Origin of the sequence: Neobacillus niacini (genome assembly GCF_019749295.1) — a bacterium.
GTDB lineage: Bacteria > Bacillota > Bacilli > Bacillales > Cytobacillaceae > Neobacillus > Neobacillus niacini_D.
Genome location: NZ_JACWFG010000001.1, coordinates 449443 through 471860, shown reverse-complemented (window position 1 = coordinate 471860; position 22418 = coordinate 449443). Strand labels below are relative to the sequence as shown.

Genomic DNA, 22418 nt, shown 5'->3' with positions numbered 1-22418 from the left:
TCAAATATGAGCAAGGAAATTAAAAAACGAAATGTCTCAAAAAGATTTCATTATTCAGTTGATCAAGTCATTGATATGCCTTTTAATTGGTTACAAATGACACGTCTATTTGGTTATTTAAAGCCATATCAGACGAAGCTGCTGCCGCTCTCCTTCCTAATGGTTATTATCACTACAGCTGTTCGGTTAATAATCCCAATACTAATTGGTGTATATACTCTTGATAAGGCAATCGGAAATAAAGATACTAAACTGCTGACGATATTAGTCTTTATGATTGCACTCCTTTATATCATTTCATATACTGCTAATATTTTCCGTATTCGCTGGATGAATGAGCTGGGGCAGGGAGTAATTTACGATATTAGAAAGCATTTATTTACACATGTACAAAGTCTTTCCCATCGTTTTTTCGACCAGCGGTCAGCAGGTTCCATTCTAGTTCGAATAATGAACGATATCAATTCACTGCAGGAGCTGTTTACAAACGGTGTCATCAATTCATTAATGGATACATTATTATTGGTAGGAATATTTGCTATTCTATTTTCATTGAGTCCGTCACTTACTCTAGCCATTATGATTATCCTGCCATTAATGTTCTTTATTTCAACAAGTTTACGTCGCAATATCCGACGTTCTTGGCAAACGGTACGGTTGAAGCAATCGAAGTTGAATTCCCATCTAAATGAAAGTATTCAAGGAATTCGTGTTACTCAGTCATTTACCCAAGAAAAAGAGAATATGTCCTTTTTTGAAGGAGTAAATTATGAGAATTTTGAAAGCTGGAGAGCTGCATCCCAAAAGAACGCCATGTTCAGACCGCTAGTTGAGGTAACGAACGCACTTGGTACAGCAGTATTGATTTGGTATGGAGCACATTTAATTCAAAACGGAACCATAACCATCGGCGTTTTCGTGTCCTTTGCTTTTTATTTAGGCATGTTTTGGGAACCGATATCTCGTCTAGGTCAGGTTTATAACCAATTATTAATGGGAATGGCTTCATCGGAGCGGATTTTTGAGTTTCTCGATGAAAAGCCGATTGTTTCGGAAGGTGAAAAGGCAATAGATATAGGTGAAATAAAAGGAGAAATAGTTTTTAAGAATGTTTCCTTTGCTTATGATGAAAGCAGGCCGGCTCTAAGAGGGATAAATTTAGAAATTAAAGCTGGGCAAACTGCTGCCCTTGTCGGTCACACAGGATCAGGAAAGTCCACAATCGCTAACCTGATCAGCCGATTTTATGACCCTACATTGGGAGAGGTTAACATTGATAATCATAATATTAGAGAAATTTCACTTAAAAGCTTACGCCAGCAAATTAGTGTAGTTTTACAAGATACCTTTATTTTTTCTGGTACCATTATTGAAAATATTCGGTTTGGCAGACCAGAAGCAACTGACGAAGAAGTAATCGAGGCAGCTAAGTCGGTTGGTGCACATAAGTTTATAGAACAATTGCCGAATGGTTATCACACAGAGGTAGAAGAACGTGGAAATATTCTATCAGTGGGTGAGCGCCAGCTGCTATCATTTGCAAGAGCATTACTGGCGAACCCAAGAATCTTAATTTTGGATGAAGCAACTGCTAGTATTGACACTGAGACGGAAGTCCAGATTCAACAAGCATTAAAGACTCTTTTAAAGGATAGAACAGCGATTATTATCGCACACAGGCTCTCGACCATTCGAGATGCTGAACAAATTATTGTCCTTGACCATGGTGAAATCTTAGAGAGAGGCAGCCACTCTCAGTTGATGGCGGAAAACGGTCATTATCACAGACTGGTAAAAGCGCAATTCAATATGTTAAATGCAGGATAAAAAACAGTCTTTGGCTGTTTTTTATTTTTTTGTAACCATCCCAATTATTTATCGTCGGTATTAATAAATAGACAGAAGGGGGTTATCGTATGAACAAATGGTTGAGATTACTTACTATCATATCGCTGGTTCTTTTTCTAGGTGCCTGCAGTTCAAACAGTAAAAGTGATGAAGCGAAGATGAGTAGTGACAGAAGCGTGGAAAGTGATTCAGGTCAGGCTTCTAGTGAGGAAAAGTTACAAGTATCTTTTGATAATAATGCAAAACAAGAGGAAGCAGCTCCTAAGGAAATGGAAGTCCCCAGTCAAATGGTAATTTATCAAGCTGATTTACAATTACGTGTAAAGAAATTTGAAAAAACCTTACAAAATATAGAAGAACAAGTAATAAAGTATGGCGGCTATATCTCTGAGTCCAATGTTTTTAAAGAAGGTGAAGAACAAGTTAGTGGCCAAATTGCTGTACGTATTCCCCAAAAGAATTTCCAAGCATTTTTGCGTGAGGCTGAGGGGCAGGCTGCTGAGGTTCTGCAGAGAAATATTACTGGTACAGATGTTTCAGAAGAGTATGTCGACCTTGACTCGAGACTAAAATCAAAAAGAGTAGTGGAAGAACGATTAACATCATTTATGAAGAATGCACAAAAGACAGAAGATTTACTAAAAATTTCTGCAGACCTCGCTGCCGTACAAGAGGAAATAGAAAGAATTCAAGGAAGAATGAAATATTTAGAAAATCAGACTTCACTATCTACAATTCATATATCACTTTTTGAAAATAAGGTTATTGTACCTAATCTTGAAGATGATGACTTAAATACTTGGGATAAAACAAAAAAACAATTTATGAAAAGCACAAACATGCTATTAGCAGCTATCTCAGGGATATTTGTATTTTTGGTTGGTAATTTGCCTGTTTTAGGAATCCTTGCAGTGGCTGCTGTTTTTATTTACCTATTCATCAAAAGAGTACTGAAAAGAAACGACAATCAATAAATTAGTATATTCAACTAAATTGGATATGCTAAAATGAAAATGGTTAATTGATTTTGCTGGGGGAGTACTTGTGAGGAAAAATTTTGCAGTAATAGGTCTTGGCCGTTTTGGCGGGAGTATTTGCCGGACTCTTTCTGATGAAGGTTTTGAGGTGCTGGCGATTGATAAAAATGAAGAAAGAGTAAATGCATACGCGATGATAGCCTCGCATGCTGCTGTAGGTGATACAACAGATGAAGCAGTTCTAAAGAGTCTTGGTATTCGTAACTTCGATCATGTAATTGTTGCAATTGGTGATGACATCCAATCTAGCATCTTAACAACTTTAATATTAAAGGAATTAGGGGTTAATCATATTACCGTAAAAGCACAGAATGATTATCATGAAAAAGTGCTTGTGAAAATTGGGGCAGATAAGGTTGTTCATCCTGAAAGAGATATGGGAAGAAGAATTGCTCATAATATGGCTTCCAGCTCTGTGTTGGATTATCTAGAATTGTCAGATGAACATAGTATTGTTGAAATTGTGGCAAACAGCAAGATTAGCGGTCATACCATTATTGATTTAGACATTCGAAAGAAATATGGATTAAATATTGTAGCGATTAAAAGAGGAATGGATATCATCGTTTCTCCAAAGGCAAATGAAGATATCCGTCACAACGATGTATTAATTGTTATCGGTACAGATGAGGACATCGATCGATTTGAAAGGAAAGTTATGCAATAAGAAAAGGAAGCGCTTGTGCGCTTCCTTTTAGCTTATACTTCCATAATGATCGGTAAAATCATTGGTCTACGTTTTGTTTTTTCGTATAGGAATGGTGCTAATGTATCGGTAATTTCATTTTTGATTTCTGACCATTGGCTTGTTTTACGTTCCATAACTTTATTTAAGTGTTTAGTAATTAAATTTTGAGCGTCGTTTATTAAATCTCCGGATTCTCTCATATAAACAAATCCTCTAGAAATAAGGTCAGGACCTGAAGCAATCTTGAAATCCTTCATGTTAATGCTGACTACCACAACAACTAATCCTTCTTCAGAAAGGATTCTTCTGTCGCGCAGAACAATATTTCCTATATCGCCAATACCGCTTCCGTCAATATAAACGGAGCCGGATGGGATTTTTCCTGCTACTTGCGCACTGTTTTCGGATAGAGCTAAAACCTCACCGTTGTCCATGATGAAGCAATTTTCCGCTTCTACACCACAGTCCACAGCTAACTTGGCATGCATTCTCTGCATTCGGTATTCGCCGTGAATCGGCATGAAGAATTTTGGTTTAATTAAGCGAAGCATTAATTTTTGTTCCTCTTGGCCGCCATGTCCAGATGTATGGATGTTACTGAGTTTACCGTGAACAACTTCAGCACCTGCTCTAAACAACTGGTTAATCGTCCGATTTACACTTATCGTGTTCCCAGGAATAGGTGAAGATGAGAATACTACCGTATCTCCAGGGATAATTTGAATTTGTCTATGAGTGCCATTGGCAATTCTAGATAAAGCAGCCATTGCTTCCCCTTGACTTCCAGTACAAAGAATGGTGACTTTATCTGCCGGTAACCGATTGATTTGATTCGCTTCAATAAATGTCTCTTTTGGGGCAACAATATAGCCCAATTCTTGACCTATGTTAATGGCTGATTCCATGCTTCGACCGAAAACAGCAACCTTTCTTCCATTCGCTACAGCAGCTTCTACAACTTGCTGAAGCCTATAAATATTTGATGCAAACGTGGCAAAGATAATCCGTCCAGAAACCTTTCGGAAGATATCATCAATGCTCTCTCCCACAAGACGTTCAGACATCGTGAATTCAGGAATCTCACTGTTCGTACTATCTGATAGCAAACATAGTACGCCTTCTTTTCCGATTTCTGCCATTTTTGTTAAATTAGCAGGTTCCCCTACTGGTGTAAAGTCAAATTTGAAATCTCCCGTATGGACGACTTGACCTGGCGGTGTTTTAACCACAATTCCGTAAGAATCAGGAATACTGTGAGTTGTCCGGAAAAAAGATACAGAAGTCTTGCGGAACTTAATCACATCGTCTTCCTGAATGACGTTTAACTTTGCATTTCTTAATAAACCATGCTCTTCAAGTTTATTTTTAATTAAACCTAAAGCAAGTTTCCCGCCGTAAATTGGAATATTTACTTCTCTGAGTAAATAAGGGATTCCGCCGATATGATCTTCGTGTCCGTGTGTGATAAACAAACCTTTGATTTTGTCTTCATTTTTTACTAAATAAGTGTAATCAGGGATGACATAATCAATTCCTAAAAGCTCGTCCTCAGGAAATTTAATTCCAGCATCAATTAGGATTATTTCATCCTGGAATTGTACAGCATATGTGTTTTTACCAATTTCGCCCAAACCGCCTAAAGCAAAAACTGCGGTTTGGTCATTTTTTACAAATTTCATAAATTATCAAATCTCCAATACTTTATAATCTTCATTTTGTTGTTCATATTCTAAATATGCTGCGGTTACTTCTTGTACAAATTCAACATTATATCCACGATCAACAATTTTTTTTCGAACATCCCTTACAGAATCTCCCTCGACATAGATAACCTTTGTTTTTTCTCTGACAGGGACTTCAGTAATTCTTTCTTGAAAGTAAATTTTAAATACCATAATAAATCGCTCCTTAATCGATCATGACTTTTTCTATTATATTAAATAATTACATTTTTTTCATTTAATTTCACTTTTCGCCTAATTTAGGAAGCACTCGGACTTATAGAAAAATATGTAAGTAAATACACTGATAATCAATTTACAATAAGGAAGGAGCCCTTCGCAAGTTTGAAGGGCTCGAAAAAGTTGTTGTTAAGCAATTGATTTCTTTCGCAGTAAATCTTTCCACTGTTTTAAGAGCTTCTTTCTTAGCTTCTTTAACATAGTGGATCATCTCCTTACTTCCTATTTTAAACGATCCTTGTCCAATGTAAAGCAAGCCATGATAGATTATTGCAGTTTTTTTTAATTTAAGCATTTTTTATACTAATATTATATGGAATTAACAAGAATTCTTTCATGGATAAACATGGAAGAATTATGAAAGTTTAATGAATTGACAATTATTCTTGTTAAGATTAGTGTTTATTAGAGAAATTTATTGAAAAATGACTTTAATTATTAAATGCAAAGAGGTGTTAGAATTACTTATGAAGAAAATTGTTTTTTTTGATATAGATGGGACCTTGCTCGATCATGAAAAAAAACTCCCGGCTAGTGCTAAGAGAGCTATCCAATCACTTAAGGAGAATGGTGTATTTGTAGCGATTGCGACCGGAAGAGCACCTTTTATGTTTTCTAGTTTAAGAAAAGAACTTGATATTGATTCCTACGTAAGCTTCAATGGCCAATTTGTAGTGTTTGAAAATGAACCGATTTATAAGAATCCATTAAATCAATCTGAGTTAAAGAGATTTCTTGTTGATACAAAGGCCAGCAGCCATCCATTAATATTTATGAACGAACTAACTATGAAGGCAACCACTCATTATCATCCTTATATTGAAACAAGTATGGGGAGCTTGTTATTCCCGCATCCTGATGAAGACCAATCCTTCTACGTCCACAATGAGATTTATCAATCTTTACTCTTCTGTAAAGAAGAAGAAGAGAAATTATATTTCGAAAATTATTCCGAATTTGATTTTATAAGATGGCACCCATATTCAGTTGATATCTTACCAAAAGGCGGTTCAAAAGCCGAAGGAATAAAGAAAATGGTTGATCGTTTAGGCTTTGACTTAAAAGATGTTTATGCATTTGGTGATGGTCTGAATGACTTAGAAATGCTTAAAGCGGTTGGAACTGGAGTTGCAATGGGTAATGGCGTTCCGGAGGCTAAGGAGCTTGCAAATTTAGTTACGACTGATGTTGCAGATGATGGTATTTGGAATGGATTGAAAGAATTAGAGCTTATATAATAGAAAAAAAGCGCAAGAGCCAGGGAGCACTTGCGCCATTTTTATCTTTCGATTGCGATTGCCCCTTCAATTGGTTCGAAAGGATCTTGTTTATTGATATGATCGTAAAACATAATTCCGTTTAAATGGTCTATTTCATGTTGAAAGCAAATTGCCGGCAGACCTTTTAAACGTAATTTCACTTCTTCACCTTCTAGTGAAATTCCCTTTACTGTAATTCGAGCAAACCTTTCTACATAACCAGGAATGTCTTCATCAACAGAAAGGCAGCCTTCACCTGAAACCAAGTAAGCTTTTTCGACTGAATGGCTAATAACTTTGGGATTAAACAATGCATAACTGTAAAGGTTTCCTTTGTTATCATGGAGGTGAACAGCAATCATCCGCTTGGAAACATTGATTTGTGGTGCAGCTAAACCGATCCCAGGCCGCAGCCCATATTTCTCTGCTATTTCTGGATTCTGGCTGTTTTTAACATATTCTTGAAGACTTTGAAGTATTTCTTTTTCTTCATCCGAAGGCGGCATTGAAACTTCTGCAGCTACTTTTCTAAGTGTAGGATGGCCGTCTCGAATGATATCATCCATCATTAACATGATTCCATTCACTCCTGTTTCAAAATAAAGATATTAATATACATTAGTCTATCAGACAATACCATAAAAGTTAATGTAAGAATAACCATTCTTCTTTTGTTACTTGATAATTTATATGAGATATTGTCAAAAATACTAAGTACCGATATAGTAGGAATTGTAATCAGTAAGGGGGCTGCCACTTGGCTATTTTAAGAACTCGCTTTATTTTATCTTTAATTGCAGTGGGTATGATATTGACTGGCTGCACAAGCAAGGAGAAAAACGCTGAAGAATTGTATCAGGTGTTGGAAAGCGTTGTGGATGCAGAAAAAGAATTTGAGGAGCAGCAAGAGCCGCTTGTAGAGTTGGAAAAACAAGAAAAGGACATTTACAATCAAATAATGGAACTCGGTATGAAACAGCATAAAGAGATTGTAAAGCTTTCTGACGAAGCTCTCTTATTAATTGAAAAAAGAAGAAATCATTTACAGAAAGAAATAGATAGTATAAATGCTTCGGAAGAGAAGTTTAAAAAAGCAGAAGAAATAAAGAACAAAATTAAAGATCCTGATCAGAAAAGAAGTGCAGAGGATTTATTCGTAATAATGACAAATAGATATAAGGTACATAAACAGCTTTCAAAAGAGTATTCAAACGCGCTCGATCGTGATAAAGAATTGTATATAATGCTTAAGAAAGAAAACATATCTTATGATAAGCTAGAGACGCATGTTACGGAGTTAAATACTACCTACCAAAAAGTAGCTGCTGCAAATGAAGAATTCAATGAATTAACAGCCCAATATAATGAGAAAAAGCTTGAATTTTATAAAAAAGCAGGGCTTAATTTAGAAAATGAAGAGTAAGAAATCGGCTTTTAAGACCGATTTCTTTTTTTTGTGTAAAAACCGAAAATATATTAATATAACAGGGTGAGGTATTGAGTGATACAGAGCTATGGATTTTTAGCGAGTTAATAATATTGGCGTGTTATAAAATTATGAAACATAGTATTTGACGAGCGTATTTAGATGATGTAAACTCAATATGGACTTAATTATTGTACCATTAATTCTTTGAGAAATTATAGTACAGAACAATAGATGGTTATGGATAAAATTAATCATTTATGATGTTAAAGTTTTTTGGGTAATCTAATATGAGTGAATTTATTTTACATTTTTGTAATGGAAGAAAGGAAGATGTGACGAATGGCTTCTAAAACGCAGAACGCTCAAGTCGATGCTAAAAAAGTACTTGAAGTAGTAGAAGATCAATTTACAACGCTTCAAATTTTAAATGAAGAAGGCGAAGTTGTTAATGAAGCAGCAATGCCAAACTTAAGTGACGAACAACTACAAGAATTAATGCGACGTATGGTTTATACACGTATTTTAGACCAGCGTTCAATTTCATTGAATCGTCAAGGACGTCTTGGCTTTTATGCACCAACAGCAGGGCAGGAAGCATCACAATTAGCTTCTCAATTTGCACTTGAAAAAGAAGATTTCATTTTACCTGGTTATCGTGATGTTCCGCCAATCGTATGGCATGGTCTTCCGTTATACCAAGCATTTTTATGGTCCAGAGGTCATTTAGCAGGTGGACAGATACCTGAGGGAGTAAATGTTGCGATTCCTCAAATTATCATTGGTGCGCAGTACGTTCAAACTGCAGGTGTTGCTTTGGGAATGAAAAAACGTGGAGTTAAAGCTGTTGCTCTTACATATACAGGTGATGGCGGTACATCTCAAGGTGACTTCTATGAAGGAATGAACTTTGCAGGTGCATATAAAGCGCCGGCAATCTTTATTGCTCAAAATAATAGATTTGCTATCTCAACTCCTGTTGATAAGCAAACTGCAGCTAAAACACTTGCTCAAAAAGCAGTTGCTGCTGGTATTCCTGGTATCCAAGTAGACGGTATGGATCCTTTAGCTGTATATGCAGCGGTAAAAGATGCACGTGAGCGAGCGATTAACGGTGAAGGACCTACATTTATTGAAACGTTAACTTACCGCTATGGTCCACATACAATGGCTGGTGATGATCCAACACGTTATCGTACAGCAGAATTAGACAATGAATGGGAAAAGAAAGATCCACTAGTACGTTTCCGTAAATTCCTTGAAAAGAAAGGTCTATGGAATGAGGAAAAAGAAAATGAAGTGATCGAACTTGCGAAAGAAGAAATTAAAGAAGCACTAAAGCAAGCAGATGCTGCTCCTAAGCAAAAGGTAACGGACCTAATCAATATTACGTATACGGACTTACCTCAAAACTTAAAAGAGCAATATGAAATTTATACAGCAAAGGAGTCGAAGTAAGTCATGGCTCAAATGACAATGATTCAAGCAATTACAGATGCGATGCGAGTGGAATTAAAGAATGATCCTAACGTATTGGTTTTTGGTGAAGATGTCGGTGTAAATGGCGGTGTTTTCCGTGCGACGGAAGGATTGCAAAATGAATTTGGCGAGGATCGCGTATTTGATACACCTTTAGCTGAATCAGGAATCGGTGGTTTAGCGGTAGGTCTTGCGCTGCAAGGTTTCCGCCCAGTTCCAGAAATTCAGTTCTTCGGATTTGTTTATGAAGTAATGGATTCCATCTCTGGACAGGCAGCTCGTCTTCGTTTCCGTACTGGCGGTAAGTTCAATGCTCCAATTACATTCCGCTCACCATTTGGCGGCGGCGTACATACACCAGATATGCACGCAGACAGTTTAGAAGGCTTAATGGCACAGCAGCCAGGACTTAAAGTAGTTATTCCGTCAACACCATATGATGCGAAAGGTCTTCTTATCTCAGCAATCCGTGATAATGACCCAGTTATTTTCCTTGAGCATATGAAATTATATCGTTCATTCCGTCAAGAAGTTCCTGAAGGAGAATATACCATTCCGCTAGGAAAAGCAGATGTTAAGCGTGAAGGTACGGATCTTTCTATTATTACTTATGGTGCAATGGTACATGAGTCGCTAAAGGCTGCAGAAGAGTTAGAGAAGGAAGGTTTCTCTGCTGAAGTCATCGACTTGCGAACTGTCAGCCCAATCGATATTGAAACAATTATTGCGTCTGTAGAAAAAACTGGACGTGCAATTGTTGTTCAAGAAGCTCAAAAGCAAGCTGGTGTAGCAGCTAATGTAGTTGCTGAAATTAACGACCGTGCGATTCTAAGCTTAGAAGCACCTGTTTTGCGTGTAGCAGCGCCAGACACTATTTACCCATTCCCACAAGCAGAAGCAGTTTGGCTTCCAAACTATAAAGATGTAATTGAAACAGCAAAAAAAGTTTTAACATTCTAATATAAGTTGGGGAATAGTAATACTGTTTCCCACTTATTTCTTATTATTGATCGGTAGAAATTTATGCAAAAAATAGGAGGATGAATCCCAAGTGAGCGCAACCGCAACCACATTCCAATTTAAAATGCCTGACATTGGTGAAGGTATACATGAAGGCGAGATTGTTAAATGGTTCATAAAGCCAGGTGATAAAGTCCAAGAAGATGATGTACTTTGCGAAATTCAAAATGATAAAGCAGTAGTAGAGATTCCTTCACCTGTTGAAGGTACTGTACTTGAAGTTTTAGTAGCTGAAGGAACTGTTGCGACTGTTGGACAGGTACTAGTAACTTTTGATGCTCCTGGTTACGAAAACCTTCAATTTAAAGGTGACGACCATGCTGAAGAAGCACCAAAACAAGAAGCGGCTCCAGCGCCAGCTACTGCTGCTGCTCCTGAGGGACAAACAACACCACCGCCAGCTCCGCCTGCGTATGGTATCGGCGTAACTGAACCACAAGTACAAGCGGAAGTAGATCCAAACCGTAAAATTATTGCGATGCCATCTGTTCGTAAGTACGCGCGAGATAAAGGTGTGGAAATTACACAAGTTCCAGGTTCAGGTAAAAATGGACGTATTGTAAAAAGTGATATCGATGCATTCTTAAGCGGCGGTGCAGCTGTTACAGCACCACAAGCGGCGGCAGCACCAGCACCAGCAGCTGCTCAGACGGAGGAAGCACCAAAAGCTGCTCCAATCCCACAAGGAGAATATCCTGAAACACGTGAGAAGATGAGCGGGATCAGAAAAGCAATTGCTAAAGCAATGGTAAATTCAAAACATACTGCACCACACGTAACTCTAATGGATGAAATTGATGTAACAAAACTTGTTACTCATCGTAAAAAATTCAAAGAAGTTGCAGCAGCTAAGGGTATCAAGTTAACATTCTTACCATACATCGTAAAAGCATTAACAAGTGCTTTACGTGAATTCCCTGCTTTAAATACATCACTTGATGACGCAACAAGTGAAATTATTCATAAGCATTACTACAATATTGGAATTGCCGCTGATACTGAAAAAGGTTTATTGGTACCAGTTGTTAAAGATGCTGATCGCAAATCAGTATTCTCAATTTCAAATGAAATCAATGAATTAGCTGGAAAAGCACGTGACGGAAAGTTAGCTCCAAACGAAATGAAAGGTGCTTCTTGTACTATTTCGAATATCGGATCTGCAGGCGGTCAATGGTTTACACCAGTAATTAACCATCCTGAGGTGGCTATCCTTGGTGTTGGCCGAATTGCTGAAAAGCCAATCGTTCGTGATGGAGAAATCGTGGCAGCTCCTGTATTAGCATTGTCATTAAGCTTTGACCACAGAATGATTGATGGAGCGACTGCTCAAAATGCATTAAATCACATTAAGAGATTATTGAACGATCCAGAACTATTGTTAATGGAGGCGTAACAAATGGTAGTAGGAGATTTTGCAATTGATACTGATACTATAGTCATTGGTGCTGGTCCTGGCGGTTATGTGGCTGCGATTCGTGCAGCCCAGCTAGGTCAAAAGGTGACTATAGTAGAAAAAGAATATATTGGCGGCGTTTGTTTAAACGTAGGTTGTATTCCGTCAAAAGCGGTAATTGCTGCTGGACATCGTTACGAAGTAGCAAAACACTCCGATTCATTCGGAATTAAAGCTGAAAATGTAACAGTTGATTTTTCAAAGGTTCAGGAATGGAAAGCTGGAATCGTGAAAAAGTTAACTGGTGGTGTTGAGGGCTTATTAAAAGGAAATAAGGTAGAAATCGTTCGTGGTGAAGCATACTTTGTGGACGGTAATTCTTTACGAGTTATTGGTGAAAATTCTGCACAAACGTACAACTTCAAGAATGCAATCATTGCATCGGGATCTCGACCAATTGAACTGCCAACTTTTAAATACTCAAAACGAATACTTAATTCAACTGGTGCACTTAACTTACAAGAACTTCCTGAGAAAATCGTCGTAATCGGCGGAGGTGTCATTGGAATAGAACTTGGCGGTGCCTATGCGAATTTTGGTACACAAGTTACCATTCTAGAGGGTGCTGACGATATATTAGGTCTTGGCGTTTTTGAAAAGCAAATGGCTGCTCTTGTTAAAAAGACCATGAAGAAAAAAGGTGCAGAATTCTATACAAAGGCTATGGCTAAAGGTGTAGAAGAAACTGAAAATGGTGTAGTTGTAACCTTTGAAGTAAAAGGCGAAGAAAAGAAAATTGAAGCAGATTATGTATTTGTAATGGTTGGACGTCGTCCAAATACGGATGAAATGGGTCTTGAACAAATCGGTGTTAGCCTTACAGATCGTGGACTAATCGAAATTGACAATCAGTGTCGTACAAGTGTTTCTAACATTTTTGCAATTGGTGATGTTGTAGCGGGGCCTCAATTAGCACACAAGGCTTCTTACGAAGGGAAAATTGCAGCGGAGGCAATTGCAGGACATAATGCTGTAATCGACTACTTAGGTATTCCGGCTGTTGTATTCTCAGATCCAGAACTTGCGAGTGTAGGTTATACCGAAGGGCAAGCTAAAGAAGAAGGAATTGATGTTAATTCAGCAAAATTCCCATTCGCAGCAAATGGACGTGCTCTATCATTAGATAGTGCAGATGGATTTGTTAAATTAGTTTCCCGTAAAGAAGATGGTGTCTTAATCGGTGCCCAAATCGCCGGTGCAAGTGCTTCTGATATGATTGCTGAACTAGGTTTGGCGATTGAAGCAGGAATGACTGTTGAAGATTTAGCGTTAACTATCCATGCTCATCCAACTTTAGGTGAAATCACAATGGAAGCCGCTGAAGTAGCAATGGGTACTCCAATTCATGTATTAAAATAATAAAAATGAAAGTCCTTTCTGAAATGGAAAGGACTTTCTTGTTTTTTATGGAATACGAATGATATCTTTTTCATTTCTGTCATATATTTAAAACACTACAATCTTTATAAGTAAGAAAAGATTTCGAGTGGTGATAATAAATGAGGGTTTACGTTATTATGATACTCCAACTAATTATTTGGAGTGCTTATACTCTAATTGAATGGCTTTCAAAGCATGACCAACTATTATATAAGGTAATAATGTTTTTTGTGTTTTTCTATTTAGCTTTTATCCTTTGTAACAGAGTGACCCGGTCGACTGCCAAAACACTTTTTATAACCACTTTAAGTCTTATGGTATATACTTCTATACATTATACACTCGCACTTCTAACGCATTAAAAAAACTCCCGGTATGGGAGTTTTCACTTCTTACTTCCTTGGATAATAGTACATGATTCTTTCATTAAAAAGATGCAGCTCTCCTTGCAGCTTCTTTGCAAGGAATTTACAGAATTCATTTGCTTTGCCCTTATCACCGAACGTGGATTGTTCTGGAAGAGTAACTTGTATGTATGTTTGAATTCTATCAGTGCCATCTTCTTGGCGAATACTCTCTTGATCAACACCAATTAAGATAGCGTAATAACGCTCATTAGTAGAGTGGAGATAGAACCATTTCCCTTTTCCTTCCTCTTTTTCTTTAATCACGTATGGAAAAGCAGAGTCACCATATTCCCAATCAACTTGGTTACCGGTTTTACCAGTAATATCTTTATAATAATATAAGAGTTCTTTTACTTCTTCTACTGTAATTGTTTGCTTTGCGGATGAAGGCACTAGTTTTATAAATGCGTTCTCAGCCATCATCATCCCCCCTAGTCCCATTTGATATCTCCTTTATTCTAGCATTGTAAAAAGCTTGATGACAACATTTAGACACATAAATGTCATTTGTTATTTTAATAAAAAAGAATTATAATAATATTCTAAATACTTAATTAAAAGGGAGGACTCATATGGAATTATTTGATAAGCTCTATGATGAGCACGAAAATGTTAAAGTAAGATTTATTGGATTTACTACTGAACAGACCCGTTATGATTTTGGGATTATTTACACCAATATGTTTTTTGGTAAACCTCTTGTTGTCTGCATGCAAACAGGCCGTTCTACTCTCCTCGATCCTAAAGAAATTGAAGATATTGAATACCTTCAAAATGTATTCCGGATTCCAGATAAGCAGCAAGCAGCAGATTTAGCTGAATTCTTTAGAGATACCCTCCCGCAAATCCCATTTGAAACCCAATATGATTAATTCTCAGATAAAGACCTATTAGTAGGTCTTTTTTGTTATAAAAATATTAATGTGACATACAATTTGGGCTTGATAAATTCAATGTGTTATATTATTATTAAGTTAACAAGTATAAAGCGTTTTCGATGTAATGAACATTTCATAATGAAAAGGGGATTGAAAAAGATGGGTACAATTGTATGCCAAGCTTGCGACTCAACAATTGATCATTTCGAAGACGAAAAGGTAACAGTTCTCTATTCAAGATGTAATTGTTGCGACGGTCACCATTCAGAAGAAGAACTATAAAAAATATCATACTTAAATAGAAACAGGATTCCTCAGAGGAATCCTGTATTTTTATTTTATAGCCTTATATTCTTTAATTACACGGATGGTCTTGATTTCGTCATCCTCTGGCCCTTGAACAGGCAAACCAGCTTCGAGGTTTTCTCGAACATAATGCAGGTTTTCTTTTGTGATAATTTCACCTGGAATAAAAATTGGAATTCCGGGTGGATAGACCATGATAAATTCTGCGATAATTCTTCCTTCAGATTCTTCAAAAGGAATAACTTCCGTTTCAGCATAAAAAGCATCTCTTGGAGTCAGCGCTAGAATAGGAATATCTGGCAGAAGAACTTGGATAGGTTCGAACTTTTCATTAAGATGTTCTCGTTCCTCTGCGAGTTCTTTTAATGCATTAACCAAAATATCGCCTTCCGCATCGGTATCGCCAATTGTTATGATACAAAGGATGTTATAAAGGTCAGACATTTCTACTTCAATATTATGTTTTTCTCTGAGCCACTTTTCGACATCATAACCCGTTAATCCTAATTCTTTCACTGAGATAATTAATTTAGTTGGATCATAATCAAAGGTTGCTTTCGAACCTAAGATTTCTTCTCCCACACAATGTAGATGATCGATTTCATTAATTCTTTTTCTAATTGATTGTGCAAGGCCAATCGTTTTATCTATTAACTCTTTTCCTTTGGTGGCTAATTGTTTTCTAGCAACGTCTAGGGACGCAAGTAATAAATAGGAAGTTGAAGTCGTTGTCAGCATACTTAATATGGATTGAACGTGTTTAGCAGAGACAAGGCCCTCTTTTACGTTTAAAATTGAGCTTTGTGTCATGGATCCGCCAAGTTTATGGACGCTCGTTGCAGCCATATCAGCACCGGCCTGCATGGCAGATAGTGGCAAATCATCGTGAAAATGAATATGAACCCCATGAGCTTCATCAACTAGGACCGGAACATTATGAGAATGTGCGATTTCGACTATTCTTTTTAAATCTGCTGATATCCCAAAATACGTTGGGTTAATCACAAGGATAGCTTTTGCATCTGGATGCTGTTTTAGCGCCTTTTCAACTGAATCAATCGTGATTCCATGTGATATACCTAAATCCTCATCGATTTCCGGATGAATGAAAACAGGGATTGCCCCGGAAAAGACTATAGCTGACATAATTGATTTATGAACATTCCTTGGGACAATGATTTTATCCTCAGGGCCGCATACGGCCATAATCATTGCAATAATGGCACCGCTCGTTCCTTGAACTGAGAAGAAGGTTCTGTCTGCTCCGAAAGCCTCAGCAGCCAAATCTTGTGCTTGTTTAATGATTCCTTTTGGCTGATGAAGGTCATCGAGAGGACCAATATTAATTAAGTCTATCGATAATGCATTATCGCCGATAAAATTTCTAAAATCAGGATCAATTCCCACACCTTTTTTATGACCAGGGATATGAAATTGGATCGGATTTTTTTTTGAATGTTCTAATAAACCGCTGAATAACGGTGTTTGGTTTTGAGACAATTTATTTCCACACCTCTTTATTTACAAAATGCTTTAATATCAATACAAAACAAATGAATTATAGCACTAATACAAGTGCTTGCATAGAAATTTATATCTTTATTCTTTCATTTTTTCGTGTTACTTTAGTTTGCTCAATAAAACAGGAAAATTAACCTTTAAGAGCGAAATAGGATGGTAACAATAATTAGGAGGGTTTTTCTTTGAATTGGCAAACTCGAGTTACTGAAATCCTTAATATCCAATATCCAATAGTTCAGGGAGGATTAGCATATTTAGCTTATTCTGAACTTGCAGCAGCTGTCTCCAATGCCGGTGGACTTGGACAAATTACAGCAATGTCTCTTGAAAATCCGTCGCAGCTTCGAGAGGAAATTAGAAAAGTAAAGAAACTAACGAATAAACCTTTTGGAGTCAATTATGCAATTGGTCAGCATAATAGGCCATTTAAAGAAATGCTGCAGGTAGCCATTGATGAAGACGTACCAGTTGTCTCAATGACAGGGGGGAATCCTGCACCCATTTTTGAACAATTAAAAGGAACATCGATTAAAAAACTTGTTCTTGTAGCTGCTAGAAGGCAGGCTGAAAAGGCGGAAGAGCTCGGAGCCGATGCAGTTATGGTGGTTGGCCAGGAGGGTGGCGGTCATCTTGGAAGGGACGATATTGGTACGATTGTATTAATACCTCAAGTAGTTGACGCTGTATCTATTCCTGTAATTGCATCAGGGGGTATTGGTGACGGCAGAGGACTAATGGCAGCACTAAGCCTTGGAGCAGAAGGAATCGAGATGGGAACAAGATTTATTGCAACAAAAGAATGTGTCCATGCAGCTGAACTGTACAAAAGAAGACTAGTCGAGGGGACAGAGGCAAATACAGTTGTTATCAAACGCGCTCTAGGATCACCAGCACGTGCTATTTCAAACACATGGACAGATAAAATCCTAGAAATTGAAAAAGAATATGGGAGTTACGAGCAATTAAAGAATTACATTAGCGGGCAGGCAAATAAACGATATATCTACGATGGAGTAGAAAATGAGGGGTTTGCATGGGCAGGTCAGGTGATGGGTCTAATTAAAGATGAACCAACAGTTGCTGAATTATTTACTCGCATGATAGGTGATGCAGAACAAATTCGTGAAAAATGGGCAAAATAAGGGTATTATACATATAGGTAAATAATATAAGCAGGTGACAACATGGAATATCAATACCCAATCGATTATCATTGGACCACTGATGAAATTGTTGATGTAATCAAATTTTACGAGGCTATAGAGAGAGCATATGAAAAGGGAATAGATCGTGATGAATTAATGGCTATTTATCGACGATTTAAAGAAATCGTCCCTAGTAAAGCTGAAGAAAAAACAATTTGTGGTGAATTTGAAGAAATTAGCGGATATTCTTCATACCGGACGATAAAAAAAGCAAAAGATTCAGCCTCTGGTGACAGTATATCAATGAAATAAACAGGAAAAACTCCGAACAAAGGTTCAGGAGTTTTTTTATTTGATATTCAGAGCAATTTTATATAATGGTGCTACTTTAGTAAATACATATTCAACTTGCTTAAGGAAGTCGTCAACACTTAAATGAATCAGATCATCACGTTTAATTTCGTACCCGCACAGTAATTCAGCTTTCTTAACATTTTCTAACCGCTCAAACATTCCCCGCAAATCTTCCTTTTTAAGCTGACCATGCGGCACTGATTCAGATTTGGTATGATCTAATGACCAAACAAAATCTTTAGGGATCTCTTTATGAATCTTATTTAATTTTTTCGTAAACCTGGCGGCCATTTCTTCCTTTTGTGGTGCTTCATATATAACAGCAAACCAAATAAATAAATGAGTATTCCACAAACCTATTTGAAAATGTGGGAGCATTTTATATCCACGTGAATTATTTGCAAATGCTGCCCAAGTATCTTTTGGCGGGTTAATCGTCCTTCTGGCATGTTTGGCAACATGAACAAACATCTCGTCACCAGTCAGTGTGGTTAAAGTTGGTGCGAATATATGCCCAAGACTTTCTAATTTTGGCCGAATCCTCTCCTTTAACCCCTCCATGCGTGCTTCTAATCCATCTATTTGAAAAACATCAAAGTCTTCATTCGTAAAGTTCTTAAATTCCATAATACACACTCCATATGATGACGTTTGTCATTTATTGTAGCATACTAGCGAAAATTCTTGAAACGAAGTGCTTATATAGGTTAATGCACATATTTGTTGCAACCTTACATGGTGGCTCATATTATATTACTAAAAATAGTCTGAAAAATTAAATAACAGTTGAAAGGAGATAGCTGAAATGAAACAATTAATGAATACATCATTGAAAAAAGTTGGAGAAAAGGAAAGATTAGCATATTTACGATTAGAAATGGATTATGAGCTAGCAACATTATTTGAAGCTCTTGAAGAAAAAAATGAGAAAAAGATGAAGGAATGTAAACAAAAACTAGAAAAAATTCGCCAAGAGTTATTAAAATTAAAAGCTCTTTGATAAAATATTTTCAAAGGGGATACTAATTTAGAATGAAAAGAAAGAAGTATATATTGAAATTATAAAACGAACTCTGAGCAAGAAAGTAGAGAGTTCGTTTATTGTTTTGTCCACTAAAATAAGGTTGTTAAAAGTTGAAGGCTTACCTAAATTTGATTAAGCTAAGAATATGTTACATATAAGGATTGAAAAAATTGGAGGGATAGAATGGACTGGGAAAATATTGATCTTCTGGCTAAGCAATGGGTAAAGGAAGCTGGGGATAAGATTAGGGATTCTTTTACTAAAACGTTAAATATCCAAACCAAATCAAATCCAAATGACTTAGTAACCAATATAGATAAAGAAATTGAGCAATTTTTTATCAATAAAATTAGAAGTGCCTTCCAAAACCATAGGATTTTGGGTGAAGAAGGGTTCGGGGATGAAGTAAATAATTTAGATGGCGTTGTATGGATAATTGACCCAATCGATGGGACGATGAACTTTATCCATCAACAACGAAATTTTGCAATATCTTTAGCTGTATATGAAAACGGTATAGGAAAAATTGGTCTTATTTACGATGTTGCTCACGGTGAATTATATCATGCTATTAGTGGCAAAGGTGCTTTTATGAATGACTCAAAGCTGCCTAGTTTAAGTAAGAGTACGGTAAAAGAATCAATCATTGCATTAAATGCTACATGGGTGATGGAAAATCATCGCATTGACCACAACCTGCTCATCCCTCTGGTAAAAGAGGCAAGAGGGACGCGGTCTTATGGTACAGCTGCACTTGAAATGGTTTTTGTGGCAACAGGAAGAGTTGACGCCTATATATCAATGAGATTATCACCATGGGATGTTGCTGCTGGAGCAGTCATCATTGGAGAATTAGGCGGTGTTGTTACTAATTTAAGAGGAGAAAAGCTTGATTTCCTTTCAAAAGATTCATTGCTTGCAGCTAAACCGGGCTTACACCAAACGATAATAAATGATTACCTAAAAAAAGGTAAATGGTAAAAAAAGAAGCCCCGCAAGGCTTCTTTTTTTATAGTTGACCGCTGGCACGTAATTTAGCTTTTGTTTTAAATCCAAACCCCATAATAAATATTAGTGCAAGGATACTGCCAATTACCCCCAGAATACTCTTTTCACCTATAGCCACACCAATGCCCATTATACTCACTGCAGCCAGTACTGCGTAAAGCACAAATACCCATTTAATCTGCTTCATTTCAACGATTCCCCTTTGTATTATAAATAAAGAATTTTAAGGTGATAATTAATATAGCTTTATTCTACATAAAATGCTTTTAGCTTTCCACCATAAATGTGGTATAATACTTTAGTTGTATATGGGAAACTATAAATAGCTTAAATTTTTGAAATAGAGGCAGGAGTGAATCATTTGAAATTAAGAGAAGATATTCGCAACATAGCGATCATCGCACACGTTGACCATGGGAAAACGACTTTGGTTGACCAACTATTGAAGCAATCAGGAACATTTCGTACGAACGAGCATGTTGAAGAGCGTGCAATGGATTCGAATGACCTTGAAAGGGAACGTGGAATAACGATTCTCGCTAAAAACACAGCGATTCAATATAAAGATAACCGAATTAATATTTTGGATACACCAGGGCATGCTGATTTCGGCGGTGAAGTGGAACGTATCATGAAAATGGTTGATGGTGTTCTACTTGTCGTTGATGCCTATGAAGGAACAATGCCGCAAACTAGGTTTGTATTAAAAAAGGCTTTAGAGCAAAATTTAACTCCAATTGTTGTTGTTAATAAAATTGACCGTGATTTTGCCCGTCCTTTAGAAGTAATAGATGAAGTTATTGATTTATTTATTGAGCTGGATGCTAATGAAGATCAGCTTGAGTTCCCAGTTATTTTTGCTTCTGCAATAAATGGAACTGCCAGCACGGATCCTGAAAAACAGGATGAAAACATGCAATGTTTGTATGATGCCATTGTAGAACATATTCCAGCACCTATTGATAATAGCGATGAGCCTCTTCAATTCCAAGTGGCGCTGCTTGATTATAATGATTATGTAGGAAGAATTGGAATTGGCCGAGTTTTCCGCGGGAAAATGCATGTTGGGCAACAGGTAGCATTAATGAAAATAGATGGTTCTGTTAAACAATTCCGAGTAACAAAAATCTTTGGTTTCTTTGGTTTGAAACGGCAGGAAATCCAGGAAGCTGTGGCAGGAGACTTAATTGCGGTTTCTGGAATGGAAGATATCAATGTAGGCGAAACCGTATGTCCGGTTGAACATCAAGAGGCACTGCCAATTCTAAGAATTGATGAACCTACTTTACAAATGACGTTTGTTGTAAATAACAGCCCATTTGCAGGAAGAGAAGGTAAGTACCTAACTTCTAGAAAGATTGAAGAGAGATTGCTCGCTCAGCTGCAAACGGATGTAAGCTTACGTGTTGAAAATACTGATTCACCAGATGCTTGGATTGTTTCAGGTCGTGGAGAGCTTCATTTATCCATTTTAATTGAGAACATGCGCCGTGAAGGGTATGAACTTCAAGTTTCCAAGCCAGAAGTTATTGTAAAAGAAGTTGATGGTGTACGTTGTGAGCCAATTGAGAGAGTTCAAATTGACGTACCTGAAGAACATACAGGTTCAGTGATGGAATCAATTGGTGCGCGTAAAGGCGAAATGATTGATATGATTAATAATGGATCTGGTCAAGTACGCTTGATTTTTAATGTTCCAGCCCGCGGATTAATTGGTTATACAACCGAGTTCTTAACCATGACACGTGGATATGGAATTATCAATCATACGTTTGACAGCTATCAGCCGTTGGTTCAAGGTCAAGTTGGTGGAAGACGTCAAGGTGTACTAGTTTCCATGGAGTCTGGAAAAGCTTCGACATATGGTATTATGGGAGTTGAAGACCGTGGTACAATCTTTGTTGAACCTGGAACTGAGATTTACGAAGGTATGATTGTTGGCGAACACACTCGTGAAAATGATATTACTGTTAATATCACAAAAGTAAAACAGGCAACGAATGTTCGTTCTGCCAATAAGGATCAAACTTCGGTTATTAAGAAACCAAGAATTATGACACTAGAAGAGTCATTAGAATACCTAAATGATGATGAATACTGTGAAGTAACACCTGAATCAATTCGTTTACGTAAGAAAATTCTTGATAAAAATGAACGAGAAAGAATGGCTAAAAAGAAAAAATATGCAGAATTAAGTTAATTTCTCTTCGGGGGAGGTTTTAAG

The 22418-nt window shown here is 37.0% G+C and carries 23 protein-coding genes; 16 read left to right on the top strand and 7 right to left on the bottom strand.

Annotated elements, in window-relative coordinates:
- Positions 1-6 precede the first annotated feature (6 nt).
- The 3 genes from H0184_RS02185 to H0184_RS02175 all read left to right on the top strand — a co-directional run bounded on the left by H0184_RS02185 (position 7) and on the right by H0184_RS02175 (position 3552).
- Positions 7-1827 (top strand): ABC transporter ATP-binding protein, encoded by a 1821-nt coding sequence (locus H0184_RS02185; RefSeq protein WP_221820424.1) that lies wholly within the window; start codon positions 7-9, stop codon positions 1825-1827.
- 89 nt (positions 1828-1916) lie between these two features.
- Positions 1917-2822 carry a DUF4349 domain-containing protein gene (locus H0184_RS02180; protein WP_221820390.1) on the top strand — a complete coding sequence of 302 codons (906 nt, stop codon included), beginning with the start codon at positions 1917-1919 and terminating at the stop codon, positions 2820-2822.
- A 70-nt stretch (positions 2823-2892) separates the two neighbouring features.
- Positions 2893-3552: a potassium channel family protein gene (locus tag H0184_RS02175; protein ID WP_221820388.1), complete on the top strand. Its 660-nt coding sequence runs from the start codon at positions 2893-2895 to the stop codon at positions 3550-3552.
- Positions 3553-3584: 32 nt separating this feature from the next.
- Here H0184_RS02175 and rnjA read toward each other — a convergent pair whose 3' ends face one another.
- On the bottom strand, positions 3585-5252 hold the full coding sequence (rnjA, locus tag H0184_RS02170) for a ribonuclease J1 (RefSeq protein WP_221820386.1): 1668 nt from the start codon (positions 5250-5252) through the stop codon (positions 3585-3587).
- Between the two features lie 6 nt (positions 5253-5258).
- Positions 5259-5468 (bottom strand): DNA-dependent RNA polymerase subunit epsilon, encoded by a 210-nt coding sequence (locus tag H0184_RS02165; protein ID WP_221820384.1) that lies wholly within the window; start codon positions 5466-5468, stop codon positions 5259-5261.
- A 533-nt stretch (positions 5469-6001) separates the two neighbouring features.
- Here H0184_RS02165 and H0184_RS02160 point away from each other — a divergent pair.
- Positions 6002-6772, top strand: a complete 771-nt coding sequence (locus tag H0184_RS02160; protein WP_221820382.1) for a Cof-type HAD-IIB family hydrolase — start codon at positions 6002-6004, stop codon at positions 6770-6772.
- Between the two features lie 41 nt (positions 6773-6813).
- Here the strand turns inward: H0184_RS02160 and def are convergent, their stop codons facing one another.
- Positions 6814-7368 carry a peptide deformylase gene (def, locus tag H0184_RS02155; protein ID WP_221820380.1) on the bottom strand — a complete coding sequence of 185 codons (555 nt, stop codon included), beginning with the start codon at positions 7366-7368 and terminating at the stop codon, positions 6814-6816.
- A 182-nt stretch (positions 7369-7550) separates the two neighbouring features.
- Here def and H0184_RS02150 point away from each other — a divergent pair, with 182 nt between their 5' ends.
- The 5 genes from H0184_RS02150 to lpdA all read left to right on the top strand — a co-directional run bounded on the left by H0184_RS02150 (position 7551) and on the right by lpdA (position 13530).
- Positions 7551-8216, top strand: coding sequence for a YkyA family protein (locus tag H0184_RS02150; RefSeq protein ID WP_260631378.1), 666 nt, complete (start codon positions 7551-7553; stop codon positions 8214-8216).
- Positions 8217-8561: 345 nt separating this feature from the next.
- The gene (gene pdhA / locus H0184_RS02145; protein ID WP_221820378.1) at positions 8562-9677 is read left to right on the top strand and encodes a pyruvate dehydrogenase (acetyl-transferring) E1 component subunit alpha; all 1116 of its coding nucleotides are present in this window, start codon (positions 8562-8564) and stop codon (positions 9675-9677) included.
- Positions 9678-9680: 3 nt separating this feature from the next.
- Complete coding sequence (locus H0184_RS02140; RefSeq protein ID WP_221820376.1) at positions 9681-10658, top strand: alpha-ketoacid dehydrogenase subunit beta; 978 nt, start codon at positions 9681-9683, stop codon at positions 10656-10658.
- A 124-nt stretch (positions 10659-10782) separates the two neighbouring features.
- Positions 10783-12111, top strand: coding sequence for a dihydrolipoamide acetyltransferase family protein (locus H0184_RS02135; RefSeq protein ID WP_221821266.1), 1329 nt, complete (start codon positions 10783-10785; stop codon positions 12109-12111).
- Positions 12112-12114: 3 nt separating this feature from the next.
- A complete protein-coding gene (lpdA, locus tag H0184_RS02130) occupies positions 12115-13530 on the top strand; it encodes a dihydrolipoyl dehydrogenase (RefSeq protein ID WP_221820374.1) in 1416 nt (471 codons plus the stop codon).
- Between the two features lie 413 nt (positions 13531-13943).
- Here lpdA and H0184_RS02125 read toward each other — a convergent pair whose 3' ends face one another.
- Positions 13944-14378, bottom strand: a complete 435-nt coding sequence (locus tag H0184_RS02125) for a DUF1885 family protein (protein ID WP_221820372.1) — start codon at positions 14376-14378, stop codon at positions 13944-13946.
- Positions 14379-14530: 152 nt separating this feature from the next.
- On the opposite strand from H0184_RS02125, the gene H0184_RS02120 reads away from it, so the two are divergent.
- Together H0184_RS02120 and H0184_RS02115 are read left to right on the top strand one after the other, a co-directional pair.
- Positions 14531-14830, top strand: coding sequence for a DUF3055 domain-containing protein (locus H0184_RS02120; RefSeq protein ID WP_221820370.1), 300 nt, complete (start codon positions 14531-14533; stop codon positions 14828-14830).
- Between the two features lie 165 nt (positions 14831-14995).
- A complete protein-coding gene (locus H0184_RS02115) occupies positions 14996-15118 on the top strand; it encodes a GapA-binding peptide SR1P (protein WP_221820369.1) in 123 nt (40 codons plus the stop codon).
- A gap of 51 nt (positions 15119-15169) precedes the next feature.
- Here H0184_RS02115 and H0184_RS02110 read toward each other — a convergent pair whose 3' ends face one another.
- Positions 15170-16642 (bottom strand): aminotransferase class I/II-fold pyridoxal phosphate-dependent enzyme, encoded by a 1473-nt coding sequence (locus H0184_RS02110; RefSeq protein ID WP_221820367.1) that lies wholly within the window; start codon positions 16640-16642, stop codon positions 15170-15172.
- Between the two features lie 203 nt (positions 16643-16845).
- Here H0184_RS02110 and H0184_RS02105 point away from each other — a divergent pair, with 203 nt between their 5' ends.
- Together H0184_RS02105 and H0184_RS02100 are read left to right on the top strand one after the other, a co-directional pair.
- Positions 16846-17805: an NAD(P)H-dependent flavin oxidoreductase gene (locus H0184_RS02105; protein WP_221820365.1), complete on the top strand. Its 960-nt coding sequence runs from the start codon at positions 16846-16848 to the stop codon at positions 17803-17805.
- Between the two features lie 42 nt (positions 17806-17847).
- Complete coding sequence (locus tag H0184_RS02100; RefSeq protein WP_221820363.1) at positions 17848-18120, top strand: UPF0223 family protein; 273 nt, start codon at positions 17848-17850, stop codon at positions 18118-18120.
- A gap of 36 nt (positions 18121-18156) precedes the next feature.
- Here H0184_RS02100 and H0184_RS02095 read toward each other — a convergent pair whose 3' ends face one another.
- Complete coding sequence (locus H0184_RS02095) at positions 18157-18789, bottom strand: YktB family protein (RefSeq protein ID WP_221820361.1); 633 nt, start codon at positions 18787-18789, stop codon at positions 18157-18159.
- A 178-nt stretch (positions 18790-18967) separates the two neighbouring features.
- Here H0184_RS02095 and H0184_RS02090 point away from each other — a divergent pair, with 178 nt between their 5' ends.
- Positions 18968-19162 carry a hypothetical protein gene (locus tag H0184_RS02090; protein ID WP_221820359.1) on the top strand — a complete coding sequence of 65 codons (195 nt, stop codon included), beginning with the start codon at positions 18968-18970 and terminating at the stop codon, positions 19160-19162.
- Between the two features lie 207 nt (positions 19163-19369).
- Entirely contained in the window at positions 19370-20167 is a 798-nt protein-coding gene (locus H0184_RS02085; RefSeq protein WP_221820357.1) for an inositol monophosphatase family protein, read from the top strand.
- Between the two features lie 28 nt (positions 20168-20195).
- On the opposite strand, the gene H0184_RS02080 is transcribed toward H0184_RS02085, so the two are convergent.
- Positions 20196-20381, bottom strand: a complete 186-nt coding sequence (locus H0184_RS02080) for a YlaF family protein (RefSeq protein ID WP_221820355.1) — start codon at positions 20379-20381, stop codon at positions 20196-20198.
- Between the two features lie 174 nt (positions 20382-20555).
- Here H0184_RS02080 and typA point away from each other — a divergent pair, with 174 nt between their 5' ends.
- Positions 20556-22394, top strand: a complete 1839-nt coding sequence (gene typA, locus H0184_RS02075; RefSeq protein WP_221820353.1) for a translational GTPase TypA — start codon at positions 20556-20558, stop codon at positions 22392-22394.
- The last annotated feature ends 24 nt before the right edge of the window (positions 22395-22418 follow it).